Below are 23,352 nucleotides of genomic sequence, written 5' to 3'. Positions count from 1 at the left end.
TCCTGATTCTGCCCCGCCGGCTCTCTTTTGAGAACGGTTGCGGGCCGAACGGACCAACTAGTCGAGGATGCGCCGCGCGACGTTGGTGCTCACCAGATCGAGCAGCTCGTCGGCGCGACCGGCCAGGATGGTGCGGATCGCGTACAGCGTGAAACCCTTGGCCTGCTCGGCGGAAATGGCTGGCGGAATGGACATTTCCTGCCGCGCCGTCACGACATCGATGAGCGCCGGGCCGTCATGGGCCAGTGCGTCGGCGACGGCCTGCTCCAAGTCGGCAGGCTGCTCGACTCGGCGGCCGAACATTCCGATCGCCTGGGCGACAGCCCCGAAATCGGGGTTCTTCAGCTCCGTGCCGAAGTTCACCACCCCAGCGGCTTTCATCTCCAGCTCGACGAAGTTCAACGACGAGTTGTTGAAGACGATCACCTTCACCGGCAGGTTGTTCTGCACCAGGGTGAGCAGCTCGCCGAACCCCATGGCCAACCCGCCGTCACCGGCGAGGGCGATCACCTGACGTCCCGGGAATGCGGTCTGAGCGCCGATCGCATGCGGCAGCGCGCACGCCATCGTGCCGTGGGTGAAGGATCCGGTGAGCCGTCGCCGGCCATTCATGGTCAGGTACCGCGCCGCCCAGATGGTGGGTGAACCGACGTCGAAGGTGAAGACGGTGTCGTCGTGTGCGAGCTGATTGACCACGCCCGCAACGTATTCCGGACGAATAGGAGTCTTGTCGCGGTCGTTGACGGCCAGCGAGTCCAATGACTTGCGGGTGCGCTGATAGTGGTTGAGCGACCGGTCCAGGTGCGCCCGGTCGGCCTTGCGGGACAGCAGCGGCAGCAGCGCGTCGATGGTGTCCTTCACCGAACCGACCAAGCCGAGATCCACCGGCGTACGCCTGCCGAGATGGCTGCCGCGGATGTCGACCTGGATGACTTGAGCGTTGTCGGGATAGAACTGCGAGTACGGGAAGTCGGTGCCCAGCATCAGCAGCACGTCGGCTTCCTTGATGGCTTTGTATCCAGATGCGAAACCGAGCAGGCCGGTCATCCCGACGTCGAACGGGTTGTCGTACTCGATGTGCTCTTTGCCGCGGAACGCATGCACGATAGGCGAATTCAGCGTCTCGGCAAGCCGGAGCAGCTCGGTGTGCGCGCCCGCGGTTCCGGCGCCACCGAGAATGGTCACGCGCGAGCCGGCGTTGAGGATGTCCGCCGCGCGGCGCAGGGACTCGTCGTCGGGACGCAGCACCGAGCGGGTCGGTCGCACCGGCTTGGTGTTCCACTCACGGTCGGGAAGCTTGGCCAGGAACACCTCGCCGGGTATCACCAAGACCGCGACACCGTTTTCCTCGACCGCGGTGCGCATCGCGATCTCGACCAGGCGTGGGGCCATTTCCGGAGTGCTGACCAACTCGCAGTAGACGCTGCATTCCCGGAACAGCTCCTGGGGATGCGTCTCCTGGAAGTAGCCGGTTCCGACCTCGCTGAGCGGGATGTGCGCCGCGATCGCCAGCACCGGCACCCGGGTGCGCTGAGCGTCATAGAGGCCGTTGATGAGATGGGTGTTGCCGGGTCCGCAGCTACCGGCGCATACCGCCAGCTGACCGGTCAGCGCGGCGTCGGCGGTCGCGGCGAACGCGGCCGTCTCCTCGTGGCGGACGTGCTCCCACGACATGCCCTCGGATCGTCGGATCGCGTCGGTGAAGCCGTTGAGGCTGTCGCCCGGTAGGCCGTAGACGCGGTTGATGCCACTGGATTTCAGCGCTGCGATGAGGTGCTGGGCGACGGTCGGCACAGCAGAAGTCTAGGCCTCGGCGGCGACAGTCACCGGGCGAGCAGCCTGCCCGAAGGACTCGTCCTCGGTGCGGCGGCGGTCGATGGCGAAGCAGGCGAGGCTGGCCAGGAAAGCGACGACGGCGATCGCCGCGGCCAGCGCTGACGGACCCGGGGCACCCGGACCCAGCGTGCTCAGGAACAGCGCAAATGCCACGATTGCCGACAGATTCAGCATCAGGCCCAACGTGCGGAGAACTTCGCCCGTGCCGCCGTCCTGGTCGTTCATGATCGCCCCTAGTGTCGAGTTGTGCTGGCTTAATATCCCCACCTGGCGGCCGGTCGAAACGTGTGAGCGCCGATCGATCACAACCGGGGATGATGGCACGCCGCGAAGTGTGCGGGCTCCAACTCGGCGAGAAGTGGCTCTTCGGCGCGGCAGATGTCGGTGGCGGAGGCACAGCGGGTGTGGAACCGGCACGCCGGTGGCGGGTCGATGGGACTCGGGACGTCGCCTTCGAGGGTGATGCGTTCACGGGCGGCGTTCCTGCGAGGGTCCGGTATCGGCACCGCCGACAGCAGCGCGTTGCTGTAGGGGTGCAGGGGATGTCCGTACAGCCCGTCGGCGTTCGCGTGCTCGACGATCTTGCCCAGATACATCACCGCCACTCGATCCGAGACGTGGCGGACCACACCGAGGTCGTGGGCGACGAACAGGTAGGACAGGCCGAACTCGTCCTGCAACTCCTCGAGCAGGTTGACGATCTGAGCCTGGACCGAGACGTCGAGCGCCGAGACCGGCTCGTCGGCGATGATCAACTTGGGTCGCAAGGCCAACGCGCGGGCGATGCCGATGCGCTGACGCTGGCCGCCGGAGAACTCGTGCGGGTACCGGTTGAAGTGTTCGGCCTGCAGCCCCACCCGGTCGAGCAGTTCATGCACTTGTCGCTTCAACTGGGCGCCACTGGCCAGACCGTGCAAGGCGAGGGGATCGCCGATGATCTGCCCCACCCGCTTGCGCGGGTTCAACGAGGCGAACGGATCCTGGAAGACCATCTGCATCTCGCGGCGCAGCGGCCGCAGATCGCGACGTGACCGACCGACCAGCTCCTGGCCCTCGAAGCGGACCGATCCCGACGTCGGCGTCACCAGCTGAAGAATGGCTCGGCACAGAGTTGACTTGCCGCAGCCGGATTCGCCGACCAGGCCGAGTGTTTCGCCCTCGTGGAGAGTGAAACTGACCCCGTCGACTGCCCGTACCCGCGCCACCTCCCGGTCGACGACGACGCCGGACTTGATCGGGAAATGCTTGACGAGATCGGTGACCTCGAGCAGAGGATCGCCCTTCATCGATTCGCCGCTTTCTCGGCTGGAGTCAACCAACACCGATCCAGGTGCACTGACTCCGTGACGCGTGCCTCCAGAGTCGGTGGTTGCGTGCACTTGTCGAAGGCGAACTTGCACCGTGGAGCGAACCGGCATCCGGTTGGTGGATTCAGCAGCGACGGCGGTGACCCAACGATTTGGGTGAGTCGGTGCGGTCGGTCCTCATCCAGGCGGGCGATCGACCCCAGCAGTCCCCAGGTGTAGGGATGCTGCGGGTTGTAGAAGAGCTCCTCCAGTGGCGCGTCTTCGACGATCTGCCCGGCATACATGACCACCACACGGTCGGCCAGCTCGGCAACCACGCCGAGATCGTGGGTGATGAGTACGACCGACAGGTTGCGGTCACGGTTCAACGATTCGAGCAGGCGCAGGATTTGGGCCTGGATGGTGACGTCGAGAGCAGTGGTGGGCTCGTCGGCGACCAACACTTCGGGTTCCAACGCCAGCGCCATGGCGATCATCACCCGCTGGCGCATGCCGCCGGAGAACTCGTGGGGGTAGTCCCGCACCCTGCGTTCCGGGTTCGGGATACCCACCGAGCGCAGCAGGTCGACTGCTCGAGAAAGAGCTTCGGATCTGGAGATGTCGCGGTGAGCGCGGATCATCTCGGCGATCTGGTCCCCTACCCGGTACACCGGATTGAGGGACGTCATCGGATCCTGGAAGATCATCGCGATGTGTTCGCCACGGACGGTGCGCAATTCGCGGTCGGACAACTCGGTGAGCTCTCGGCCGTCGAACATCACCGACCCGCCTATTTTCGCGTTGGGTGCCCGGGTGAGCCCGATCAAGGTCTGCGCGGTCACACTCTTTCCGCTGCCCGACTCGCCGACGACGGCGACGACCTCGCCGGGGTGGACCTCGAACGACACCCCGTCGACCGCGTGCACCACGCCGTCCTCGGTGGCGAAGCTGACCCTCAGGTCGGTGACGGTCAGGATGGGGTTCATGCGGGGGCCGCCTCTCCCAGGCGGATTCGTGGATCGAGAACCGCATAGAGAATGTCCACGATCGTGTTGAAGAGCACGATGAAGAAAGCACCGAACATCGTGATGGCCATCAGCGGTGGCAGGTCCAGCTTGCCGATCGCCTGGCCGGCGTAGAGGCCGACGCCGTTGAGGTTGAAGACAGTTTCGGTCAGGATGGCCCCGCCGCCGACGACCGCGCCGAAGTCGAGGCCGAACAGTGTGACGATCGGGATCATCGAGTTACGCAGCACATGCCGCATGCGCACCTGCCGTTCACTGATTCCTTTCGCGCGGGCGGTGCGCACGTAGTCCTCGTTCATCACGTCGAGCATGTTGGAGCGCAGGACGCGACTGTAGAAGCCAACGTAGAGGACCGCCAGGGTGATCCACGGCAAGATCAGGTGGTACAGCCAATTCAGCGGGTCTTCCGTCAGGGGAACGTAGCTACCGGTCGGGAACAGCTGGACCTTGAAGCTGAAGTAGTACAACAGTATTGCTGCCAACCAGAACACCGGCATCGAGATGCCGACCAGCGACAGAATCGTCAACGCCCGGTCGGTGAACCCACCGGCACGGACCGCGCTGAGGTAACCGAACCACACCGCAAGTGCCATCCACAACACGGCGGCGCCGATGGTGAGCGACAACGTCACCGGCAGCCCGTCCCAAATCTGCTGCGCCACATTTTGATTGCTGGCATAGGAGGTGAGTTCGCCGGTGAAGATCTGTTTCATCATCGTCAGGTATTGCACCGGCAAGGGCTGATCGAGGCCCAGATCGGCGCTCACCCGGGCGATGAGGGCGGGGTTGGCGTTCTTGCCGGCAATCCGGGCGGCCGGGTCGGAGTTGGGGATGACGTTGAAGATCAAGAACACGATCACCGAGATGGCGAACAGTACGGCGATCATGCCGATCAGCCGACGCGCGATGAACCGGGCCATGGGCTAGTGCTCCAAGCGGATCTTGGCGCGCGGGTCCAGCGCGTCGCGCAATCCATCGCCGAACACGTTGAGAGACAGCACGGTCAACACGATCATCAGCCCGGGAACGATCGTCAGATGCGGCGCGGTGTAGATGGTTTGGTAACCGTCAGCGATCATCGTGCCCCACGAGGCGTTCGGCGGCCGCACACCGGCGCCGAGAAATGACAGGGCTGACTCCAGCAGCATGTTGTTGGCGATGTTGAGGGTGAAGAACACGATGATCGTCGACACGATATTGGGCAGGAGCTCGGAGACCATGATGCGGACTGGTCCTTTGCCCTGGGCGACAGCGGCTTCCACGAACTCCTTTTCACGCAGGGCCAGGATCTCGCCGCGAATCGGCCTGGCCATGTACGGCACGTAGACGCACCCGATGATCAGGATGGGAATCCACAACGAGTCTCCGGCGATTTGCAGCCCCCCGACACTGAGGCCGCCAAGAGCCAGCGTTGTGCCCAGGGCGATGCCGAGCAGCAGGACCGGGAAGGCCCATACGACGTCGAGAATTCGCGACAGGATCGAGTCGATCCAGCCTCGGTAATAACCGGCCAACATGCCGACGACGACGGCCAGCAGCGTGGTGATCACCGCGGCGGCGACGCCCACGTAGATCGACGTCCGGCCGCCGTACATCAGGCGGACCATGACGTCCCGGCCATTCTGGTCGGCGCCGAGCAGGTAATGACCGCGAAGTCCGGGTCCCAACGGGGTCCCGTCAGTCGCGACGATGTTGGTCTGTTGCCCGTCGATCATGATCTTGTCGGTTATGTGGTTCTGGTTCGGCCCGGTGTGGGCGACATGGTCGGCCCACAGTGGTGCTGCAAGACAGAACACCACGATGAGCAAGAACAGCACGCCGAAGGCAAGCGAGACCCTATTGCGCCGCAGCCGAATCCAGGCCAGGTGCCAAGGGCTGCGCCCTCGGACAGCGGTCGGAGTCGCCATTACTTGAGCGCGAACGACGTGTAGTCCTGATTGAACAGCAGATGGTGATAGGACTTGTCGAAGTCCATGCGCTCGGAAACGAACGTGGTGTATTCCTCGTTTCCGTACGGGGCCCACACCGCCTGCTCCATGTACGCCTTGTCCAATGCGGCGTACTGCTTCTTCACGTCGCCGGAGAGCTGCTGAGTCAGCAACTCGTTCTGCTTGGCGTCGAGCTGCGGCAAGTTGGCCTGGGAGAAGTTGTTGCTGTTCGTCGGCAGGATGTTGGCACCGTTGAGCAGTGGACGGAAGAAGTCGTCGGGATGAGGGAAGTCCTGGAACCAGTCGGCGAACCCGGTGTCGAGATCGGGTGTCGAGGTGTTGCCGATCGTCGTGAAGTACACGTCGCCGGCGATCACCTTGAGTTGGGCGTTGAATCCCAACTGGGTCAGCAGATCGTGATAGTACTCGCCGATCCGCTTGCGGTCCGGTTCGTCATCGGTCCAGACGGTGATGTCCTTGTCGGTCGGATTCGCCTCGGCCAGAAGCTGTTTGGCCTTATCGAGATCGGGGCCGGGATACAGCTTGTACTCCTCGTATCCGGGCATGCCGGGCGGGAGGATCTGCTGGGTCGGGTGGAGCCGGCCGCCGAACACCCGGTTGAGGGCCTCAGGGTCGATGGCGTAGTTGATGGCCTGGCGGACCTTGAGGTCGTTGAACGGTGCCTTCTGGGTGTTCATCCAGAAGTAGTACGTATTGATCGAGTTCTCGAGCCGGAATCGGCTGCTGTACTTGGCTTTGACCTCGGGTAGCCGGTCGGCGTCGGGCGGGTCGGTCATGAAGTCGATTTGATTCTGTTCGACGCCGGTGACCTGTGAGGAGTTGTTCTTGTTCTGGGTGACGGTGATCTTGTCGACCTGCGCATCGGCGACCTCGCTGGCGCCGGCGTCCTTCACGGTCTTGAACTGCGGATTGCGTTCCATCGTAAGAGTATTCGGCGCGTCGACCTTGGTGATGACGAACGGGCCGCTGGCAGGCGGCGGGTTGTTGGTGACGTCCTTGTCGAGCGTGGTCGTCGGCGGTACCGGTGCGGCGAACATCAAGGCCAGGACGCTGTTGAACGTTCCGTTGGGCTTGTCCAGTTGGATGGTGATGTCGCCGCTGTTGTCATCGGCGGTGATACCACTGATCGTATCGGCTTTACCGTCGGCGAAATCCTTTGCGCCGACGATGCCTTCGTAGAATACCGAGCCGCCGGAGTTCGCCTTGAACAGACGCTTGACGGCGTAGGTGAAGTCAGAAGCCTTGATGGGGGTGCCGTCGGAGTACTTCATGTTCGGCCGAAGCGTCAGCTTGTAGGTCTTGCCGTCCGGCGAGATCTGCGGCATGTCCTTGGCCAGGCCGGGGACGATATCTGTTCCCGCATCGCCCTTTTGGTGCTTGTACGTCAAGAGTGGGGTGTAGACGTTCCACAACACTTCCCACCCCTCCAGCGTGTACGAGAGCTGTGGGTCCACATAATCCGGGAACGAGGTCATCGAGACGTTGATGTCTCCGCCTTGACTGCCGCCGCCGCCCTTGCCGCCACAGGCCGCGACGCCGAATACAGCCACTGCCGCCACACTTCCGATGGCGATGACGTTCCGTAGCTTCATATCGCTCCCTTGATCACAGCAACCGGACAGAGTCGAGTGATAGGTGACTCTGCCGTAACTCTTAGATCTTGGGGGCAGAACGGCGCGACCGCATCTGGAGAAAAACGCGACGAGCAGGGGACGAAACGCTCGCGTTACCAGTCCGATGGTTGCTGAAACGACTCCATGCCGTGCCCGGTGTCGGGCACGGCATGGAGCAAACCGAAGTGAGAGCGGGTGTCGTCGCTAGTTGTCAAGCCGCGCTAGCGATTTGCGGATCCCGCACAACCCGGCTCAGTCAGACGGTCTGTAATCCGGAGTGACCGGGCACGTGGAGGTAACCGTTGGGGTCGGCCTCGTCCCACACCGCGGCGTAGATCTGCACCTTGAGCTCCTGCGCCGCAGCTTCGACGTTGAGCACGTCGGCCAACTGGTCGTAGCCGTAGTACAGGATCGACAGCGCCGTAGTCGCCAGCAGCACATCGTTGATCGCGCTCTGTGCTGCGTCCCGGTGGCCGAGGGCGGCTTGGTAGAGCGCGGGCAGCAGGTTGGCGATCGGCACCACGGCGCTCAGGCCGGGCACCATCTGTGAGACGCGCCAGCTGGCTTCATAGAGCTCACGCACGACGGGCCGTGCCTCGACGGGAAACGCTGCCACCAAAGCCTTTTCGGCGCCGTATACCGCGTCCGGCATCCCGTAGGGCTTCGGGTCATCGGCCGGGAACGGGTTGATCACGTCCGGGAGCTGAATGTCCGGCACAGTGATGTCAGCGGCCGACGGCGTCACCGCGGCGGCGAGCGTGGCGGTTGCCTCCGGGGTCACCTGGTCCGGCGGTGGGGTCGTGGTCGACAGCGGCAACCCGGACTCGCCGCGGACGTGCAGCAAGGCGAACGGGTCGAACAGGTTCCACAGCGAGCCGATGAACCAGGACTGCAACTGCAGGGCAGGCGCTTCCAGGTTGAGCACGTCGGCGATCTCGTTGTAGCCGTAGTACAACACCGCGATCGGGTGGATCGTGACGATCAGGTTGTTGATGACGCGCTGCGCGGCAGCCTTGTCGCCGGCGAGGGCGTCGGGCAGTTCAGTGATGATATTGGTGACCGGGACGATGATGTTGACCCACGGGATCATCTGGGTCAGGCGGTAACCGAGCTCGAATCCTTCACGCGCGACTGCCTTTACGGGGTTGGGGAACACGGCCATGAAGGACTGCTCAAGGGTCCAGATGGGGCCGGGCATGTCCTGCGGTGCCGGCTCGGGCGGCATCCACCGGAACGGGTTCCAGAACGCCGTGGCGATTGAGGCGGCGGTCGGCGTTGCGGCGGCGGTCGGCGTTGCGGCGGCGGTCGGCGTGACGGCTGCATCCGCCGTGGTCGTTTCAGTGGTCACGGTGGCTGCGGCCGGTCGTGGCGCGGCATGCCCGGTGCCTTTGAACAGGCCTTCGAGCTTCGCGACCTGGGCGGCCTCGAACGCGGCGGCCGTGGTCTTCGCGCTCGTCGCCTTCGAGGTGACTGCGGAGTCGGAAGCGGCTGCGCTGCTGACCTTGTCGGCGGGCTTCGAGACCGCCTTGGTGCGCTTGGTGGTGCCGGTCGCGGACTTCTTCGGTCCGGCGTTGGGCTTGGCCGAATCTGACGCGCTCGATGATGAGTCCGATTTGCCGGTATCAGCGCTTGCTACGCCTTGGCTTGCTGCGGCAACAGCCGCACCCACCCCGACCGCAACCGCGAGTCCGCCAACGTACCCGACGTATTTGTTTGACCCCATTTGCTGACCCTTCGTTAGCTCTAGGGCATCGTAGAGGAGCGGGCAGGTCAGGGCCACCCCAAACGGTAAACGGCGCGGTTCCGGATGCTTGCCCTTGTTCAACACCAGGGTTACCCGGCCGCCACACGGAAAGGCGCCGCGAGCGGGCCGTCGGAGCAGAATCCGAGGTCATCGTATGTTTGCGCGGCCGGCCCGGCGCGGCGGCCGTCTTGTCGAAATCAACGGTCGGAAATTAGCGGCGCCGTAAGGATGTCGTCGGCGTGGCGACACGCGCTCGCGCTGGGTTGGACCCCGACACCGAAGAGCGTGTCGATGGTTGTTGGCCGTGTCGTTTATGCAGCTCAATCGGCCGTTCACCGCGAGTTCGGCGAGACGGAGTACAAGAGATGGCCCCGGTTACGCGGCCGGCCAGGATTCCAATCTATGGTTTAGCCGTGCCAGAAATTGATCGTCGTAGCCTGATGCTCATGGCAGGGTTCGGCGCGGTCGCCGCCGCGCTGCCGATGCCGGCGGCAGGTGCTACGCCCACCCGCCCGCAAGCACCGGCGCCGAATGCCACGGCTCCTGCGTATCTCTTCCATGACGAGTTCGACGGACCGGCCGGATCGGCCCCCGATCCCTCCAAGTGGCGTATCGCCAAGGCGCGCGAAACCATCAAGAATCCGGTGTTCTGGGATCGGCCCGAGAACATGGGCCAGTACCGCGACGATCGGCAGCACGTCTTCCTGGACGGTAACTCCAACCTGGTGATCCGGGCTACCCGCGACAACAACAAGTACGTCAGCGGCAAAGTCATGGGGAACTGGTGGGGCGGAATCGGGACCACCTGGGAAGCCCGGATCAAGTTCAACTGCTTGACCGCGGGCTGCTGGCCGGCCTGGTGGCTGATGAACGACCACCCCGAAGTCGGTGGTGAAGTGGACCTCGCGGAGTGGTACGGCAACGGTGAATGGCCCTCGGGGACAACCGTTCATGCCCGCCTGGACGGTACTTCCTTCGCCACCCAGCCGACGCCGATCGACGGGAACTGGCACACCTGGCGAGTCACGTGGAACGACTCCGGGATGTACTTCTGGAGGGACTACGTCGACGGCGCCGAGCCATACTTCACGGTTCCGGCCAATTCCATCGACGACTGGCCGTTCAACTTCCCCGACTACCGCATGTTCCCGGTGCTGAACCTGGCCGTCAGCGGCTCGGGCGGTGGCGATCCGCGGTCCGGTACCTACCCCGCCGACATGCTCGTCGACTACGTGCGGGTCTGGTGACACCCTCCTAGTACTTGCCGGCGAACACCACGGCGAATCCGTCGAGGATGGCCTTCTTGTCGGCGAGGTAGGTCTCGTTGTAGGGCTGACTAGACATTGTCGACACGCTCGCAACGTACATCCGGTTGCCGAATTCGCCTGCGACAGCCCGTAACGTGACCAGACCGGGCCGATCCTTGCGGCGGTTATACGACACCGTGACGCTCGGGTGCCCGCATAGGATTCCGGGCGACCTCGACACGAATTCCGTTTCGAGTAGTCGGAGTTCGTAGTCAAGAGCTTCTTCCGCGGTGCGGGCCTTGCCGGTGAAGTCATCCAGAGCGGCGAGGGCTACCGGCGAGGATTGTGCGATGGTGTCGCGATGTTCCTTGTCGATCATCGCGAGTCGGATGGGAGCTCCCGGGTCGCCGAATCGTGCAGGCGTCCAACCCGGCGGCCTCGGAACGGCCATCGATGGCTCATCCAACCGCGTTCTCAGGGTCAGCAGGGGGTAACCGCTGTACGCGCATCCGGATGCTATCGGTGCCGACACGGATGCGTTGGGGGCGTGTGCCTTTGACTCCCGCCCGGTAACAAACCGCTCGCATCCACTGCTCGCGGCGAGGATCACCACCGACGCGCCCAGCACCAGCGCCCGTGAAGCGGGCTTGCGAAGGGCGGGCATTGCTGCCCCCTTTGGTAGGTGGCCTAGCTCATGCCGGCCGCGATCACCTCGTCGACTTCGGTGGCACGGGCCGCCATTTCGGCGTGCGCCTTGTCGAGTGACTCGGCCTGGTCCTCGTCGGCTTTCATCAGCGCCTCGATGTTGAGGTCGGCCATCTCATGAACGCCCATGTCCCGGAAGGCTTTTTGCACCTTGTCGCCCCACAACCCGATGTCCTTGACAATCGGCACGATGCGGCTGAAGAGGTGCGAGCGGAACTGGATCATCAGCGGCGAATGGTCGACCCACTCGGCGCACTCCTTGACGTCGAGACCCAGCCGCTCCATGACCTCCTCGCCGCGGAACCGGTCGCGCATCAGGTAGCAGGCATCCACGACGAATTCCTCACGGTCGTCGCGCTCGGCCGTTGTCAGCTCGGAGTAGTAGTCCTTCAGCGAGATTCGGCCGAAGGCGACGTGCCGGGCTTCGTCCTGCATGACATAGGCGAGCAACTGCTTGGCCAGCGAGCCCTCTGGCGCCAGATCGCGCTGCACCCCGAACGCTGCGAGTGCCAGGCCTTCGATGAGGACCTGCATGCCCAGGTACGGCATGTCCCAACGCGAGTCGCTGAGGGTGTCTGCCAGCAGAGCCGAGAGGTTGGAGTTGATCGGGTAGACCAAGCCGATCTTCTCCTGCAGGAACCGTGAGAAGGCTTCGACGTGCCGGGCCTCGTCCATGGTTTGGGTAGCGGCGTAGAACTTGGCGTCCAAGTCGGGGACGACCTCGACGATCTTGGCCGCACACACCATCGCGCCCTGCTCCCCGTGCAGGAACTGCGAGAAGTTCCAGGCCTGGTTGTGCTGGCGCATCTCGGCGCGGCGCTTCTCGTCCGCTGACTCCCACGCCGGGCTGCCGAACAGCGGATGGAACTCGTCGGGCATCCCGACCGGGTTCATCGGGTCGACGTCCAGGCTCCAGTCGATGCGCGACTGCGCATCCCACTGCTTGTCCTTGCCCTTCTGATACAGCGACAGAAGTCGGGCCCGTCCCTCGTCGTATTCCCAGGTGAAGCGGGCGTCGCCGGCGCTGGGGACCTCCCACGAGTAGGGGTCGGGCACCTGGGTGTACTTGTCTTTAGTGGTCACGAGTTGTCTGCCTTTCGCCCCGGTCTTATGACTTGAATCACACAGTGCGCCCGGTTCGGCGGCCCCGTCAAGCGACGTCGCCTGATCAGCGAAATTGAAGTAGACGACTACTTAATTCGCGGTCGCTACTTCCAGTGCTCGTCGAGCAGTGTCGACCAGGCGTGGCTGAGCTGTTTCCACTCGTCCGCGCAGCCCTGCGCACGTTCTTGGGGGAGTCCGCCGTCGGTGATCATGTCGGTATTGGCGTCGGGGTTGGACCCGTAGATCCAGCACTGCAGGTTGTAGACACGCTGTTGGTCCAGTGAGTGGACGTCGGCCATATCCGCCGCGCCGAGTTCGGTGCGTGCGGCCGCGGAGGCTTGGAATGCGCGCGCGAAGTTCGTGATCGCCTTGAGCGACTCCGCATCGGCTTTCCCGTTGTCGCCGGGGGTCAGCAAGATGTAGGCGGCCAGCTGGTCGGCGGCGTCCTCTTCCTTGCCGGTGATCGGCAGGTCGTAAAGGGTGATCGCCATGTGGCCGGTCTCGTGATAGAACGTCGCATCCTCCGAACCGATGGCCGAGGCGACGGGGTCCTTGTCACCGGCCTTGGTGAAGATCTTCTCGCCGAGGTCGGCGTCCTCGTAGCAGATGGTGATGGTCTTCTGACTCGGGCTCCAGAAGGCGTTCGCCTGGTCGCACTGCGAGCCGTGCAGGGGAATGTCCCGAGGCAGCTTCAGTGATTGATTGATGTCATCGGCAAGGTCTTCGAGAACCGTGTTGTCCTGCAACAGTTTCTTGCCGTTCTGCGCTTCCGGACTGGTGGCATCGTCGTAGGTGACGATCATCTTGCCGCCGGCGTCCGACGACGCAGTGTCCTCGGGGCCCTTGGCTTTCGGGGTGTCCGACACCGCCGAGCCACCCGAGGATTCGGCCTTCTCCTCGCTGCTGCCGCCGCCGCAGCCGGCCAGCAGCAACCCCACTGCCAATACCGGCAGAATCCGAGCGCTCATTTCTCCGACCTCCGTGGCTACGACCCGTTATTGACACGTTCGCAGATTTGCCTCGGTCGTGGGGGTGTTAGATCAACTCCCGCCAAGAAACATTGCCGAGGAACTGGGAACATGGGCGGGCATCAACCGCCAGCAGGGAGACCACGTGCCGCCGACGCTAGACGTCCTGTCAGACCATCGCGACGACCTCGGTGAAGGACCCTGGTGGGACGCCGAGGACGGCACTTTCTACTGGGTGGACAGCACCGGATGTTCGGTCCACTGGGTGCGCCTGGACGGCAGTGACGTCACCACGATCTCCACGCCCGGCGAAGTGGGCTTCGTCGTGAAAACCCGGTCCGGGCTCCTTCTGGCCGGCTGTCGTGACGGCCTCTACTGCTACACCGGCGGCGGATGGGAGTCGAAGTGGACCGGTGGTTGGGACACCTCGAGTGTGCGGTCCAACGACGGAAAAACCGACCGCAACGGACTTCTCTGGTTCGGCACGATGCACGACGCCGAGACCGAGCCCGTCGCGCACCTCTATCGCCTTCGGGACGGGCGACCGCAGGCGCAGCTCGACGGCGTCACTGTTTCGAACGGCCTCGGCTGGTCGCCGGACGGCAAGCTGATGTATTACGCGGATTCGCCTACCCAAACCATTCAGGTCTTCGACTACGACGCGACGGCCGCTGAGATCCACAACGGGCGAATCTTCGCGACGGACGTCAAACCGTCTGACCCGGACGGCCTCACCGTCGATGCGGACGGGTGTGTCTGGTCGGCGAAATGGGATGGGGGCAGGGTCGTTCGGTATACCCCGGACGGCCGGATCGATCGTGAAGTGGAGCTGCCGGTGTCGCGCCCGACCAGCTGCATGTTCGTGGGCAGCGATTTGCGCACGCTGGCCATCACATCGGCTCTGCCTGACGTGGCCGAGACGGAACCACTCGCCGGCGCGGTGTTTCTCGTCGACGTCGGCGCTCAAGGGTTGCCCGAGGCACGGTTCGACGAGCAGCAGCTCACCGATTAAGCCGAGTTCAATTGGCTGCCAGACTGTTTCGCTCAGACAGTTTGAGCTGCCTGGCGATCAGAAACAGCGGGAACGAGACGCTGATGGCGATCACGAAGCCGGCCGCGACATAGGCCCACACATAGCGGACTCCGAGTCGGCGGCCCTCAGCGATCATCAGCACGGTTGCCGCCAGCGCGACGATCAACAGGTCGTTGGTCAGCGACGAGGTCGCGTAGTTGACGTACCCGGCCGCGAAGAAGCCGGGCAGGCCGCCGTTGCCGTCGCTGAGCATGTAGGCAACGGTGTTCCCGAATGCGAACACCAGCGCGGCGATTGCGAGGACGAGGTAGATGCCGCAGAGCAGCTTGTCTGATCGCGACAGGCGCGAAAACGTCGTCATCGACGAATTATGCGCCGGGGAAGCGTGTGCGTCTCAGGAGTTCCGGATCAGTGCGGCAGCCTTTTCGGCAATCATCATGGTTGTCGCGTTCGTGTTGGTTGCGACGATGCGCGGCATGACCGACGCGTCGGCGACGCGCAGACCGCTCAGTCCATGGACTCGCAGGTCCGAGCCCACTACCGCTTCGGGTCCGATACCCATCGCACAGGTGCCCACGGGGTGGTAATAGGTGCCTGTCGCGTGGGCCAGGTAATCGCGCAGACTTGACTGGCTCTCCACGTCGGCACCCGGTAGCACTTCCCGCGCGCGCCAGTGGTCGAACGCCTTGTCGTTCGCGATCTCTCGGGCCACCTGAACGCCGTGGATCATCCGCCGCACGTCGGCGTCCGTACCGAGATAGTTCGGATCGATGAGCGGCGGCGTCGCTGCATCTGGCCCTGCGAGACGGACCGACCCGCGCGCCGTCGGAATGGTGGCGACCGCGATCGTGAAGCTGTTCACCGGCGCGGTCAGGTGCGGCGGATGAAATGGCACATGAATGAACATCAGCTGCATGTCGGGGCCCCTCAGTGCGTCCTCGCTGCGCCACAGCATCGAGACCTCGGCGAGATTGGCAGAACCGGCCGGGATTTCGCGCGCCGCCTGGTAGACCAGTCCGCATAGCGGGTGATCGTGCAGATTGCGTCCCACGCCGGGCAGATTGTGAAGGACCCGTAGCCCTGCGGCTTCCAGTTCGGCTGCGGGACCTACGCCGGATAGCAGCAGCAGCCGGGGCGAGTCCACCGCCCCCGCGCTCACCACCACCTCGGCGGTTGCACCTGCGGTCACCAGATGGCCTTTGCGGGTGAACTCCACTCCGGTGCAATGGCTTCCGGAGAATACAAGTCTGCGTGCACGTGAGCTTGTCGACACGACCAGATTCGATCGGCGGTTGCCGAGCGGGTGCAGGTATGCGGCCGCAGCGCTCTGGCGCATGCCCTCGTGGATCGCGAGGTCGTGCCACCCCGCACCTTCGGGTGCATCCCCACTGAAGTCCCCGGTCAGGGGATAACCCGCAGACCGTGCGGCGTCGAGGAATGCCTGCGATAGCGGGTTTGGGCGGACAGCGGGCGCCGGGCGCATCGGCCCGTCCACGCCGCGGTAGCACGGATCGCCGCCTGCGACGGTCTCCATACGCTTGAAGAACGGCAGCACTGCATCGTAATCCCAGCCTGTACAACCAGATTCGGACCATGCGGCGAAGTCGTTGGGATGACCCCTCAGATGGACCATCGCATTGATGCTGCTGCTGCCGCCGAGAGTATGGCCTCGCGGCCACAGGTGCGCGACACCGTCGGTGCCTCGTTGCGGCACCGTGCGATACGCGTAGTCCACATCGGTTCCCCACAGCGACGGCCATGCCGGCGGAATGGACAACTCCGGGTTGTCATCGACCCGACCAGATTCCAGTAACAGCACTGACACGGATGGGTCTTCCGAGAGGCGGGCGGCCAGCACACAGCCTGCCGAGCCCGCGCCGATCACGACATAGTCATACGTCTCGTCGAAGCTCATCGATTGCATCTCCTCGTGAATCTGGTTGCGACGATCGTCAGCGGAGGCGACGGCGGGCATGGCCGACGGTGAGGACTACTGCCGAGAGCAGGAAGTAGAACGCGCCGAAGCCGGCATACGGGGCAATGGCGCTGAGGCGGGGCACCTCGGTCGAGCCTGCCTGCACGAGGAAACTAGCGCCAGCGACCGTTGACTGGATGCCACTGATGACCATCGGCCACTGTCCGCCCGCAGCCTTCCAGCGCCGTACGCCGGTGCTCAGTTGGAGGAGTCCGGACAGCGCCGCCCAGATGCCAAACACGCCGAGCACGGTATTCATGCTCGATGTCAGTGCGATCGCGACGGCGATCGTGGTCACGACGCTTACCACCGAGTTGACCGCTTGTGTCGGATTGCGCCGTGGGCCGCCGTTGCGTTGGCAGTCAACGAGATTGGCCGCTGCGTCCCATGCCGGGTAGATCAGGAGCAGAGTTGCGATGACAGTAGGGGAGCTGTCGGCCAGGGTGATGGCGCCGCCGACCCATGCGATGGAGAACGCGGCCCGCGCGTAGTAGTAACGCTCGAGCCAGGTGCGGCCTCCGGGGCCGGCGTGCTCTCGGACTTGGTCGACCGTCTCGGTCATGTCTTCAACCTTCTTTTGGACGAAGGCACGAGCGACTAGAGCGCAGGGTTTGGCCCTGGCTCTGCTCGCGCCGGGATCCGCGCATGGCAGATCAACCGAGGCCGCCTGGTGCGACTCGGAGTTGGGACGCTTACCTGTCGAGACGTATTACGAGTGGCGGCTATTCGTTGGGTGGAGCCGATCGCAAGCGGTCGATGGCGGGCCGGGTGATGGCGGCGAAAACTTCGGGCTCGCCGTAGGCTCGGGCCGACGACATGGCGCCGTGCACCGTGGCCATCAGTGCCTCGGCTTCGGCGTGTGGGCTACCGCTCAACGTGATAATCCCTTCCCGCACGCCGCGCTCCAGTGCGGACTGCAGCCATGCGGACAGGGTGCGGAAGTATGCCCGCAGTTCGAGCACGATCTCGTCGGGGAGCACGGGGATCTGGGTGGCGAGCAGGGCACAGAGGCAGTAGCTGGTTTCCGGCGCACCGATGCACGCCTCCCAAAAGCCGGTGAACGCCCGAAGTTGTTCGAGCGCGTCTGACGCATTGCGCTCCATGGCGTCAAGGCCCACTTCGGCCTGCTCGCGATACTGCTTGACCAAAGTGCGTACGAGGTCGGACTTGGTCGGGAAGTGGTGGTGGATGCTGGCCTTCCGGATTCCGACGACCGCTGCGATGTCGGCGTAACTGAATCCGCTGTATCCGCCGGCAACGATCGACGAGTGTGCGCACCGCAGGATCGCGTCAGGAGTGGTCGGCGAAGGGGGCATGTCGGTAGCCTACCTTCTAGTAGGTAGGCAAATCAAGATAGGGCGAAGAGGCGTTCGGATTGCGATCGCCCAGGTCTCCACCGCAAGAGCGGTGCGGCGGGCTATTTTCTGCGGATGGCTTTCTCATATGACCCGCGAGGACTGATCGGGCGCGCGGTGGACGCCGCACGGGTGGGCCTCGATGTCTACAGCTGGGCCGAGGAACAAGTCGTAGGTGCGATCCGGCACGGACTCGATTCGCTGGACCCCGCTGAGACGCTCGAGGATGCCGCACCCGAGTCAGTGCCGGACGCGTCAGTGCCGGACCCCGACTCGCTGTCCGGGAAGATGGGCCGGCTGCTGGACCGCGCGCTCGACCAGAACACCAAGGGGAGCCAGGTCGAGCTCTATCACCACCTGCTCGATCAGCTTGTCGCCGACGAGGCGCGAATCCTGGGCGCGCTGTCCGACGGGTCGTCGTCACCGATGGTGAACGTCTACACCTGGCTCAGTCCCCGTGTTCCCGGGCGGGCGGCGCTGGAGAATGCCTCGTTGATCGGCCGGACCGCGAACGTGGCTCTGCCGCAGATGGTTCCGCAATACGTCAGCCACCTGCTGTCACTCGGCCTCGTCGAAGCCGGCCCGGAAGACCCCGCGCTGGCCACTGAATACGAGGTGCTGATGGCCGAGACGTCAGTGCTTGCGGCCATCAAGAGCGCATCGCGAGGACCGCTGACCGCCAAAGTCGAGAAGTCGACCTTGACGCTGTCGGCGCTTGGCGCGTCGCTCTGGGCGGCCGCCACAGGGGAACCCGGTCAGTGAGCTCAGTATCGGTGCTGGCTCTCTCCAGTTGGACCGAGATCAAGGCCGACTTCAGCGCCTATTGGATGGTGTACCTGTCGATGCCGTTCGTCGCGGCGTTCGTCGGGTGGAGCACGAAGATCGTGGCGCTCGAAATGCTCTATCGCCCGATCGAATTCAGAGGTTGGGGCCCGTTCGGTTGGCAGGGCATCGTGCCGCGGCGGGCGGGCAAGGTCGGCTCGAAAACGATCGATCTGCTGACGTCCAATCTGCTGAAACCCGAAGAGCTGCTAGACCGCATCGATGCCAACGAGGCGGTCGACGCGCTGCGTGGTCCGCTTGCAGCAGCCATCGACGACATCTCCCGGGACCTTGCCGACGAGATTCGCCCGGGTCTGTGGGATGCGCTGCCGGAATCCGCCCGGCGCGGGATCCAGGAGCGGATGCACAAGCAGGCGCCCCACATCGTCGAGAACATGCTCACCGAGATGAAGGCAGATCTCCCGCGCTATCTCGATCTGCACTTCATGGCTGTGACGGCGCTGGTGCGCAACAAGGAGAAGCTCGTCAAGCTGATGCGCAGCGTCACCACCGATGCCATGGCGTTCGTGCGGCGTAGCGGCATCTACTTCGGTCTGGTGATCGGTCTGGTCCAGATGGTGGCGTGGGCGCTGTTCAAGAACCCATGGATCATGCCGGCGTTCGGCTTCGCGGTCGGCTTCATCAGCGACTACATCGCGTTGAACATGCTGTTCCGGCCGATGCACCCGCGAAAGTACCTCGGTTTCATCCCCTTTCAGGGACTGCTGCATGCCGAGCGCGACAAGATCACCCGGGACTACGCCAAGATCCTGGCCGACGATCTGTTCTCACCGGAGCTCATGTTCGACGCGATCATCAAAGGCCCCGGCTCGGACAAACTGTTCGCGTTGGCGGCCAAGGAGATCGACGCCGCCATCGACGCCCAGACCGGTGTTGCGCGACCGATGGTCACGCTGGCGGTGGGCACCAAGCGATACCGGGCGCTGAAGGACCGCGTCGTCACCCTGGTGTTGGAGCGGCTGCCGGATACCCTGCTGGAGGCGCAGGAGTACGCGGCGAACGCGTTGAACCTCGAGCAGGTGGTCATCGACAAGATGAGTCAACTGACCGAGGAGGAGTACGAGTCGATTCTGCGACCGGTGTTCAAGGACGACGAGCCTTTGATGATCGCGGTCGGCGCGGTACTCGGTGGCGTGGTCGGCGAGCTTCAGGTGCAGATCATCGAATTCTTCACGCACTGAGTACAGCTACCTGAGTGCAGCTACAGCGCCGGAGTGGTGGGCTGCAGTACCGCGGTGGCCACGGCCTCCGCCCGTAGATGCTCGAAGGCTTGGTAGGCCGGATCGTTGACCATGTCGACGAAGTGCCGCCGGCTGGGGTAGCGGAACAATGCCACCAGGTCCCAGTCGCCGCCCGCGTCGGCAACGAGGGACGGATGCCCGGTGCCGCCGTACACGATCGTCACCCCGTAGCGCTCCTGAATGCCGGAGCTGCGAAAGTGCTCGATGTACTCCCGGTACTTGTCCGCACCGCCTGGGGCGAACCGCACGAGGTTGAGCATCACGACCGGTGCGCTCGGATCTGCGGCGACAAACTGCTCGAGTGCGGACGCGTCGAGAACTGACATGACTTTCTCCCTTGAGAGTTACTTGCTGAACAACACGCAAGTTACTGGATGGCACCGACAAGTTCGGTCTCAGGCAGGATGACCAGGCATGGAGGAGTTGCGAACCGCTCGCCGAACACAGGCTGAACGTCGCGAAGAGGCCCGCCAGCGCGTGCTGCAAGCAGCCACGGCATTGGTTGCTCTACACGGATCGCGCGCGGTGTCGCTGGCCGCCGTCGGCGAGGCCGCCGGGTACAGCCGCGGCATCGTTCATCACCATTTCGGTAGCAAGGCCCGGTTACTCGAGGAGGTCATCAAGTACACCCAGACGTTCGACGTCCCGGCTGACTCGGCGACCGGGCTCAGCCGGCTGACGGATTTCGTGGGGGCCTACTTGAGCGGCCTACATGAGCGCTCGCCGCGCTCGGAAGCGTTCCTGAAGCTGTGGACCGAGTCCGCAGGTGCCGAACCATCGCTGGCCGAGCTTTTCGCCGAGCGCGACGCACAGTTCCGAGAAGTCCTCGCGCAGTACATCGTCGACGGGATCGATGACGGCTCCATTCGATCCGGCGTGGACCCTCACATTGCGGCCGTCGCGATCATCGGACTGCTGCGGGGCAGTGCTCTGATGGCGTTCTCGACGGCGCGTGACGTGTCGGCGGGGGATCTGGCCGCCGTTGCGGTGGCGGGTGTTGAACGCAGCATGGGCGCCGGTTCGTGACGCTCGCTTGCGCCCATGTTCGCAAACCTCCGGTGCCCTTCCGAAAATCACCTAGCCTTGCCAGGTGCGACCGCCGCGAAGCTCACGCATCGCGGCCGCAGCGTTTTTCGTCTGCGCCGCGCTCTACAGCAGCTGGATAATCACGATCTTCGTCGATTCCGGTCCTGCGCAGGCAAGCGATTACGTGAGCGAACTCATCGCCACCGACCAGCCGCTGAGCGGGCTGTTGCGGGCAGCAGACTTCGCGACGGCCGCCGTGATCGGGTTGGGCGTGACCGTCAGCGTGGTGGGCGGGCGCGTTCGCGGCGGTATGGCCGCGGTTGCGTGGGCGACATTGGCAATGTTCGCCGTGGCCACCGCACTCGACAGTGCGTGGGCGATGTCGTGCGCGCCGCACGCCGATCCTGCCTGCGCGGCACGAGAAGCAGCAGGCGCGGTGCCCCTTTCGCATCAGCTGCACACCGTGAGCAGCGTGATAGCTGTTGCCGCGGCACTGATTTCGCTGATTGCGTTCCTGCGCGTCGATATGGCGGAACGCATCGGCCGACGGGTGCACCGGTTCGGACTGTGGGTCCTGGGCGGACTCGCCGCAACGACAGTGTCGACCGTCGTCAGCGTCTTCCTCGACAGCGCCGACCGTGGCGGTGCCCTGGGCGTAGCTCAGCGGCTGCAGCTGCTCTGTGTAAGTGGTTGGCTGGTCTACGTGGCACTGCGAGAGGCGACGCGCCGGTCAGGCTGAACCGGGCCGGTCGCGCGTCGTCCACCCCGCTGTCGTACGGATCGGGTTCAACGAGGGAGAACGGCGAGCCACACGTGAGTCAACGTCTCGGCCGCGTCGTCCAGTGCGCCCCTTCGCTTGGCGGCTGCGTAGAAGTGGCGCTCGGTCATTGACACTAGGGCAGCGCTGAGGGCGGCTGCGCCCAGCGGGCTGTCGTCACCCGGTACACCAGCTTTGACCAACAATCCGCGAGTTGCATCTGCCGTGGCCGAGACAGCTGCCTGCCAAGATGCCTCGATCTCCGGGACAACAGGTGCCAGCTCCACGGCCACCTTCATGACGGCGCCATGCTCGGTCCACATCCGTGCGGTCTGAGTTACCGCTTCGCGCAACGCTTCTCGCGGATCCTCAGGCGCCTGTGTCTTCGCGCGGTCGACACCTTCCGCCACGCTGGTCGCGGTCCTGCCCACCAAAGCGGCCAGGACGTCGTTCTTCGAGGCGAAATAGAAGTACAGGGCACCACGTGTGATGCCGGCCGCCGTTGCGATGGTCTCGACGGTCATACGCTCCAGGCCATCCTCGGTGAGTTGGCGTTCCGCCGCGTCGAGGATCGCGAGCTCGCGCTGGTCTCCCTTTGACGGTGAGGCCCGGCGTCTGGTTGAGCGCTCCTTCTGTCCAGCCATGATCGGACTCTACAGGCCGCCGACAAAATTCTACGCAGTGTTGATTTTATTCAACGTGATGTAGATTCGAGCTATGTCACCACATCACCACCGGATCTTCTTCGTCACCGGCGTCAGCTCAGGGCTGGGACGTGCCTTCGCCCACGCCGCGCTCGACGACGGCCACTCCGTCGTCGGCACGGTCCGGAAGTCGGCAGACGCCGACGCCTTCAGCGCGATGGCGCCGGGGCGGGCGATCGCCCGCGAGCTCGACGTCACCGACGACGACGCCGTGTTCGCGGTGGTCGACGATGTCGAGTCCACGGTCGGCCCCATCGACGTCGCGATCGCCAACGCCGGCTATGGGCACGAAGGAGTGTTCGAAGAGTCCCCCATGTCTGAATTACGAGCGCAGTTCGCCGCCAACGTGTTTGGCGCAGTTGCGACCGTCAAGGCGGTGCTACCGCACATGCGTCGACGTCGGGCGGGGCACATCTTCGGCGTCACCTCGATGGGCGGGATGATGACCGTTCCGGGATTGGCCTACTACCACGGCAGCAAGTACGCACTCGAAGGCATCCTCGAAACCGTTGGCAAAGAGGTCAAGGCGCTCGGGATCCACGTCACCGCCGTCGAACCCGGCTCCTTCCGTACCGACTGGGCGGGTCGTTCCATGGTTCGAACGGAACGCAGCATCAGCGATTACGACGAGCTGATGAACCCTGTGCGCGCCAACCGAATCGCGGCCAGTGGCAATCAGCTTGGCGATCCCGCGAAGGCCGGCCAAGCGCTCCTGGCGGTCATCGACTCCCCGAATCCGCCCGCACACCTGATCCTCGGCTCTGACGCCCTACGGCTGGTAACGAATGGGCGCGCCGCGGTCGACGAGGAGATCGCGGCATGGGCCGAGTTGTCGCGCTCCACGGATTTCCCGGACGGCGCGCAGATCGCGAACTGAACGGCGGCACGGGGCAGCCAACGATCATCTGACTGGTGATCTCTGCCCGCACAGGCGATTAGGC

At 64.3% G+C, this 23,352-nt stretch carries 24 protein-coding genes; 7 read left to right on the top strand and 17 right to left on the bottom strand.

Annotated elements, in window-relative coordinates:
* Positions 1 to 57: 57 nt before the first annotated feature.
* The 8 genes from poxB to G6N32_RS25700 form a co-directional block, all read right to left on the bottom strand.
* On the bottom strand, positions 58 to 1,794 hold the full coding sequence (gene poxB, locus G6N32_RS25735; protein WP_115318312.1) for a ubiquinone-dependent pyruvate dehydrogenase: 1,737 nt from the start codon (positions 1,792 to 1,794) through the stop codon (positions 58 to 60).
* Between the two features lie 9 nt (positions 1,795 to 1,803).
* A complete protein-coding gene (locus G6N32_RS25730; protein WP_115318313.1) occupies positions 1,804 to 2,061 on the bottom strand; it encodes a hypothetical protein in 258 nt (85 codons plus the stop codon).
* 77 nt (positions 2,062 to 2,138) lie between these two features.
* Complete coding sequence (locus G6N32_RS25725; RefSeq protein ID WP_115318314.1) at positions 2,139 to 3,122, bottom strand: ABC transporter ATP-binding protein; 984 nt, start codon at positions 3,120 to 3,122, stop codon at positions 2,139 to 2,141.
* The gene (locus tag G6N32_RS25720; protein ID WP_115318315.1) at positions 3,119 to 4,108 is read right to left on the bottom strand and encodes an ABC transporter ATP-binding protein; all 990 of its coding nucleotides are present in this window, start codon (positions 4,106 to 4,108) and stop codon (positions 3,119 to 3,121) included. Before G6N32_RS25720 ends, G6N32_RS25725 begins: the two co-directional genes overlap by 4 nt.
* Positions 4,105 to 5,067 carry an ABC transporter permease gene (locus G6N32_RS25715; RefSeq protein WP_115318316.1) on the bottom strand — a complete coding sequence of 321 codons (963 nt, stop codon included), beginning with the start codon at positions 5,065 to 5,067 and terminating at the stop codon, positions 4,105 to 4,107. The genes G6N32_RS25720 and G6N32_RS25715 overlap by 4 nt, the downstream gene beginning before the upstream one ends.
* A gap of 3 nt (positions 5,068 to 5,070) precedes the next feature.
* Positions 5,071 to 6,054, bottom strand: coding sequence for an ABC transporter permease (locus G6N32_RS25710; RefSeq protein ID WP_115318317.1), 984 nt, complete (start codon positions 6,052 to 6,054; stop codon positions 5,071 to 5,073).
* The gene (locus G6N32_RS25705) at positions 6,054 to 7,688 is read right to left on the bottom strand and encodes an ABC transporter substrate-binding protein (RefSeq protein WP_115318318.1); all 1,635 of its coding nucleotides are present in this window, start codon (positions 7,686 to 7,688) and stop codon (positions 6,054 to 6,056) included. Before G6N32_RS25705 ends, G6N32_RS25710 begins: the two co-directional genes overlap by 1 nt.
* A gap of 277 nt (positions 7,689 to 7,965) precedes the next feature.
* Positions 7,966 to 9,432 carry a hypothetical protein gene (locus G6N32_RS25700; protein WP_115318319.1) on the bottom strand — a complete coding sequence of 489 codons (1,467 nt, stop codon included), beginning with the start codon at positions 9,430 to 9,432 and terminating at the stop codon, positions 7,966 to 7,968.
* Positions 9,433 to 9,875: 443 nt separating this feature from the next.
* On the opposite strand from G6N32_RS25700, the gene G6N32_RS25695 reads away from it, so the two are divergent.
* Positions 9,876 to 10,700, top strand: coding sequence for a glycoside hydrolase family 16 protein (locus G6N32_RS25695; protein ID WP_232077831.1), 825 nt, complete (start codon positions 9,876 to 9,878; stop codon positions 10,698 to 10,700).
* Positions 10,701 to 10,707: 7 nt separating this feature from the next.
* Here the strand turns inward: G6N32_RS25695 and G6N32_RS25690 are convergent, their stop codons facing one another.
* The 3 genes from G6N32_RS25690 to G6N32_RS25680 all read right to left on the bottom strand — a co-directional run bounded on the left by G6N32_RS25690 (position 10,708) and on the right by G6N32_RS25680 (position 13,477).
* Positions 10,708 to 11,151, bottom strand: coding sequence for a hypothetical protein (locus G6N32_RS25690; protein WP_147291979.1), 444 nt, complete (start codon positions 11,149 to 11,151; stop codon positions 10,708 to 10,710).
* A gap of 236 nt (positions 11,152 to 11,387) precedes the next feature.
* A complete protein-coding gene (locus G6N32_RS25685) occupies positions 11,388 to 12,488 on the bottom strand; it encodes a ferritin-like domain-containing protein (RefSeq protein ID WP_115318322.1) in 1,101 nt (366 codons plus the stop codon).
* Positions 12,489 to 12,613: 125 nt separating this feature from the next.
* Positions 12,614 to 13,477 carry a DUF4344 domain-containing metallopeptidase gene (locus G6N32_RS25680; protein ID WP_115318323.1) on the bottom strand — a complete coding sequence of 288 codons (864 nt, stop codon included), beginning with the start codon at positions 13,475 to 13,477 and terminating at the stop codon, positions 12,614 to 12,616.
* Between the two features lie 145 nt (positions 13,478 to 13,622).
* Here G6N32_RS25680 and G6N32_RS25675 point away from each other — a divergent pair, with 145 nt between their 5' ends.
* Entirely contained in the window at positions 13,623 to 14,489 is an 867-nt protein-coding gene (locus G6N32_RS25675; protein WP_163789459.1) for an SMP-30/gluconolactonase/LRE family protein, read from the top strand.
* Between the two features lie 7 nt (positions 14,490 to 14,496).
* Here the strand turns inward: G6N32_RS25675 and G6N32_RS25670 are convergent, their stop codons facing one another.
* From G6N32_RS25670 to G6N32_RS25655, 4 genes are all read right to left on the bottom strand, one after another.
* Entirely contained in the window at positions 14,497 to 14,871 is a 375-nt protein-coding gene (locus G6N32_RS25670; RefSeq protein WP_115318325.1) for a DUF2834 domain-containing protein, read from the bottom strand.
* Positions 14,872 to 14,904: 33 nt separating this feature from the next.
* On the bottom strand, positions 14,905 to 16,485 hold the full coding sequence (locus G6N32_RS25665) for a GMC family oxidoreductase (RefSeq protein ID WP_232077338.1): 1,581 nt from the start codon (positions 16,483 to 16,485) through the stop codon (positions 14,905 to 14,907).
* Complete coding sequence (locus G6N32_RS25660) at positions 16,463 to 17,047, bottom strand: DUF308 domain-containing protein (protein ID WP_115318326.1); 585 nt, start codon at positions 17,045 to 17,047, stop codon at positions 16,463 to 16,465. The genes G6N32_RS25665 and G6N32_RS25660 overlap by 23 nt, the downstream gene beginning before the upstream one ends.
* A 160-nt stretch (positions 17,048 to 17,207) precedes the next feature.
* The gene (locus tag G6N32_RS25655; protein ID WP_115318327.1) at positions 17,208 to 17,801 is read right to left on the bottom strand and encodes a TetR/AcrR family transcriptional regulator; all 594 of its coding nucleotides are present in this window, start codon (positions 17,799 to 17,801) and stop codon (positions 17,208 to 17,210) included.
* A gap of 114 nt (positions 17,802 to 17,915) precedes the next feature.
* On the opposite strand from G6N32_RS25655, the gene G6N32_RS25650 reads away from it, so the two are divergent.
* On the top strand, positions 17,916 to 18,602 hold the full coding sequence (locus G6N32_RS25650) for an Abi-alpha family protein (RefSeq protein WP_115318328.1): 687 nt from the start codon (positions 17,916 to 17,918) through the stop codon (positions 18,600 to 18,602).
* Positions 18,603 to 18,667: 65 nt separating this feature from the next.
* A complete protein-coding gene (locus G6N32_RS25645; protein ID WP_276047520.1) occupies positions 18,668 to 19,864 on the top strand; it encodes a DUF445 domain-containing protein in 1,197 nt (398 codons plus the stop codon).
* Between the two features lie 20 nt (positions 19,865 to 19,884).
* On the opposite strand, the gene G6N32_RS25640 is transcribed toward G6N32_RS25645, so the two are convergent.
* Positions 19,885 to 20,250 carry a DUF1330 domain-containing protein gene (locus tag G6N32_RS25640; protein WP_115318330.1) on the bottom strand — a complete coding sequence of 122 codons (366 nt, stop codon included), beginning with the start codon at positions 20,248 to 20,250 and terminating at the stop codon, positions 19,885 to 19,887.
* Between the two features lie 88 nt (positions 20,251 to 20,338).
* Here G6N32_RS25640 and G6N32_RS25635 point away from each other — a divergent pair, with 88 nt between their 5' ends.
* Together G6N32_RS25635 and G6N32_RS25630 are read left to right on the top strand one after the other, a co-directional pair.
* Positions 20,339 to 20,950 carry a TetR/AcrR family transcriptional regulator gene (locus tag G6N32_RS25635; RefSeq protein WP_115318331.1) on the top strand — a complete coding sequence of 204 codons (612 nt, stop codon included), beginning with the start codon at positions 20,339 to 20,341 and terminating at the stop codon, positions 20,948 to 20,950.
* 64 nt (positions 20,951 to 21,014) lie between these two features.
* The gene (locus G6N32_RS25630) at positions 21,015 to 21,689 is read left to right on the top strand and encodes a DUF998 domain-containing protein (RefSeq protein ID WP_115318332.1); all 675 of its coding nucleotides are present in this window, start codon (positions 21,015 to 21,017) and stop codon (positions 21,687 to 21,689) included.
* Between the two features lie 47 nt (positions 21,690 to 21,736).
* Here the strand turns inward: G6N32_RS25630 and G6N32_RS25625 are convergent, their stop codons facing one another.
* Positions 21,737 to 22,351 (bottom strand): TetR/AcrR family transcriptional regulator, encoded by a 615-nt coding sequence (locus G6N32_RS25625; protein ID WP_115318333.1) that lies wholly within the window; start codon positions 22,349 to 22,351, stop codon positions 21,737 to 21,739.
* 73 nt (positions 22,352 to 22,424) lie between these two features.
* On the opposite strand from G6N32_RS25625, the gene G6N32_RS25620 reads away from it, so the two are divergent.
* Positions 22,425 to 23,288 (top strand): oxidoreductase, encoded by an 864-nt coding sequence (locus G6N32_RS25620; RefSeq protein ID WP_115318334.1) that lies wholly within the window; start codon positions 22,425 to 22,427, stop codon positions 23,286 to 23,288.
* Positions 23,289 to 23,352: the final 64 nt, after the last annotated feature.

Source organism: Mycolicibacterium aichiense (assembly GCF_010726245.1).
GTDB classification, from domain to species: domain Bacteria; phylum Actinomycetota; class Actinomycetes; order Mycobacteriales; family Mycobacteriaceae; genus Mycobacterium; species Mycobacterium aichiense.
This window is presented reverse-complemented; position numbering and strand designations above follow the sequence as displayed.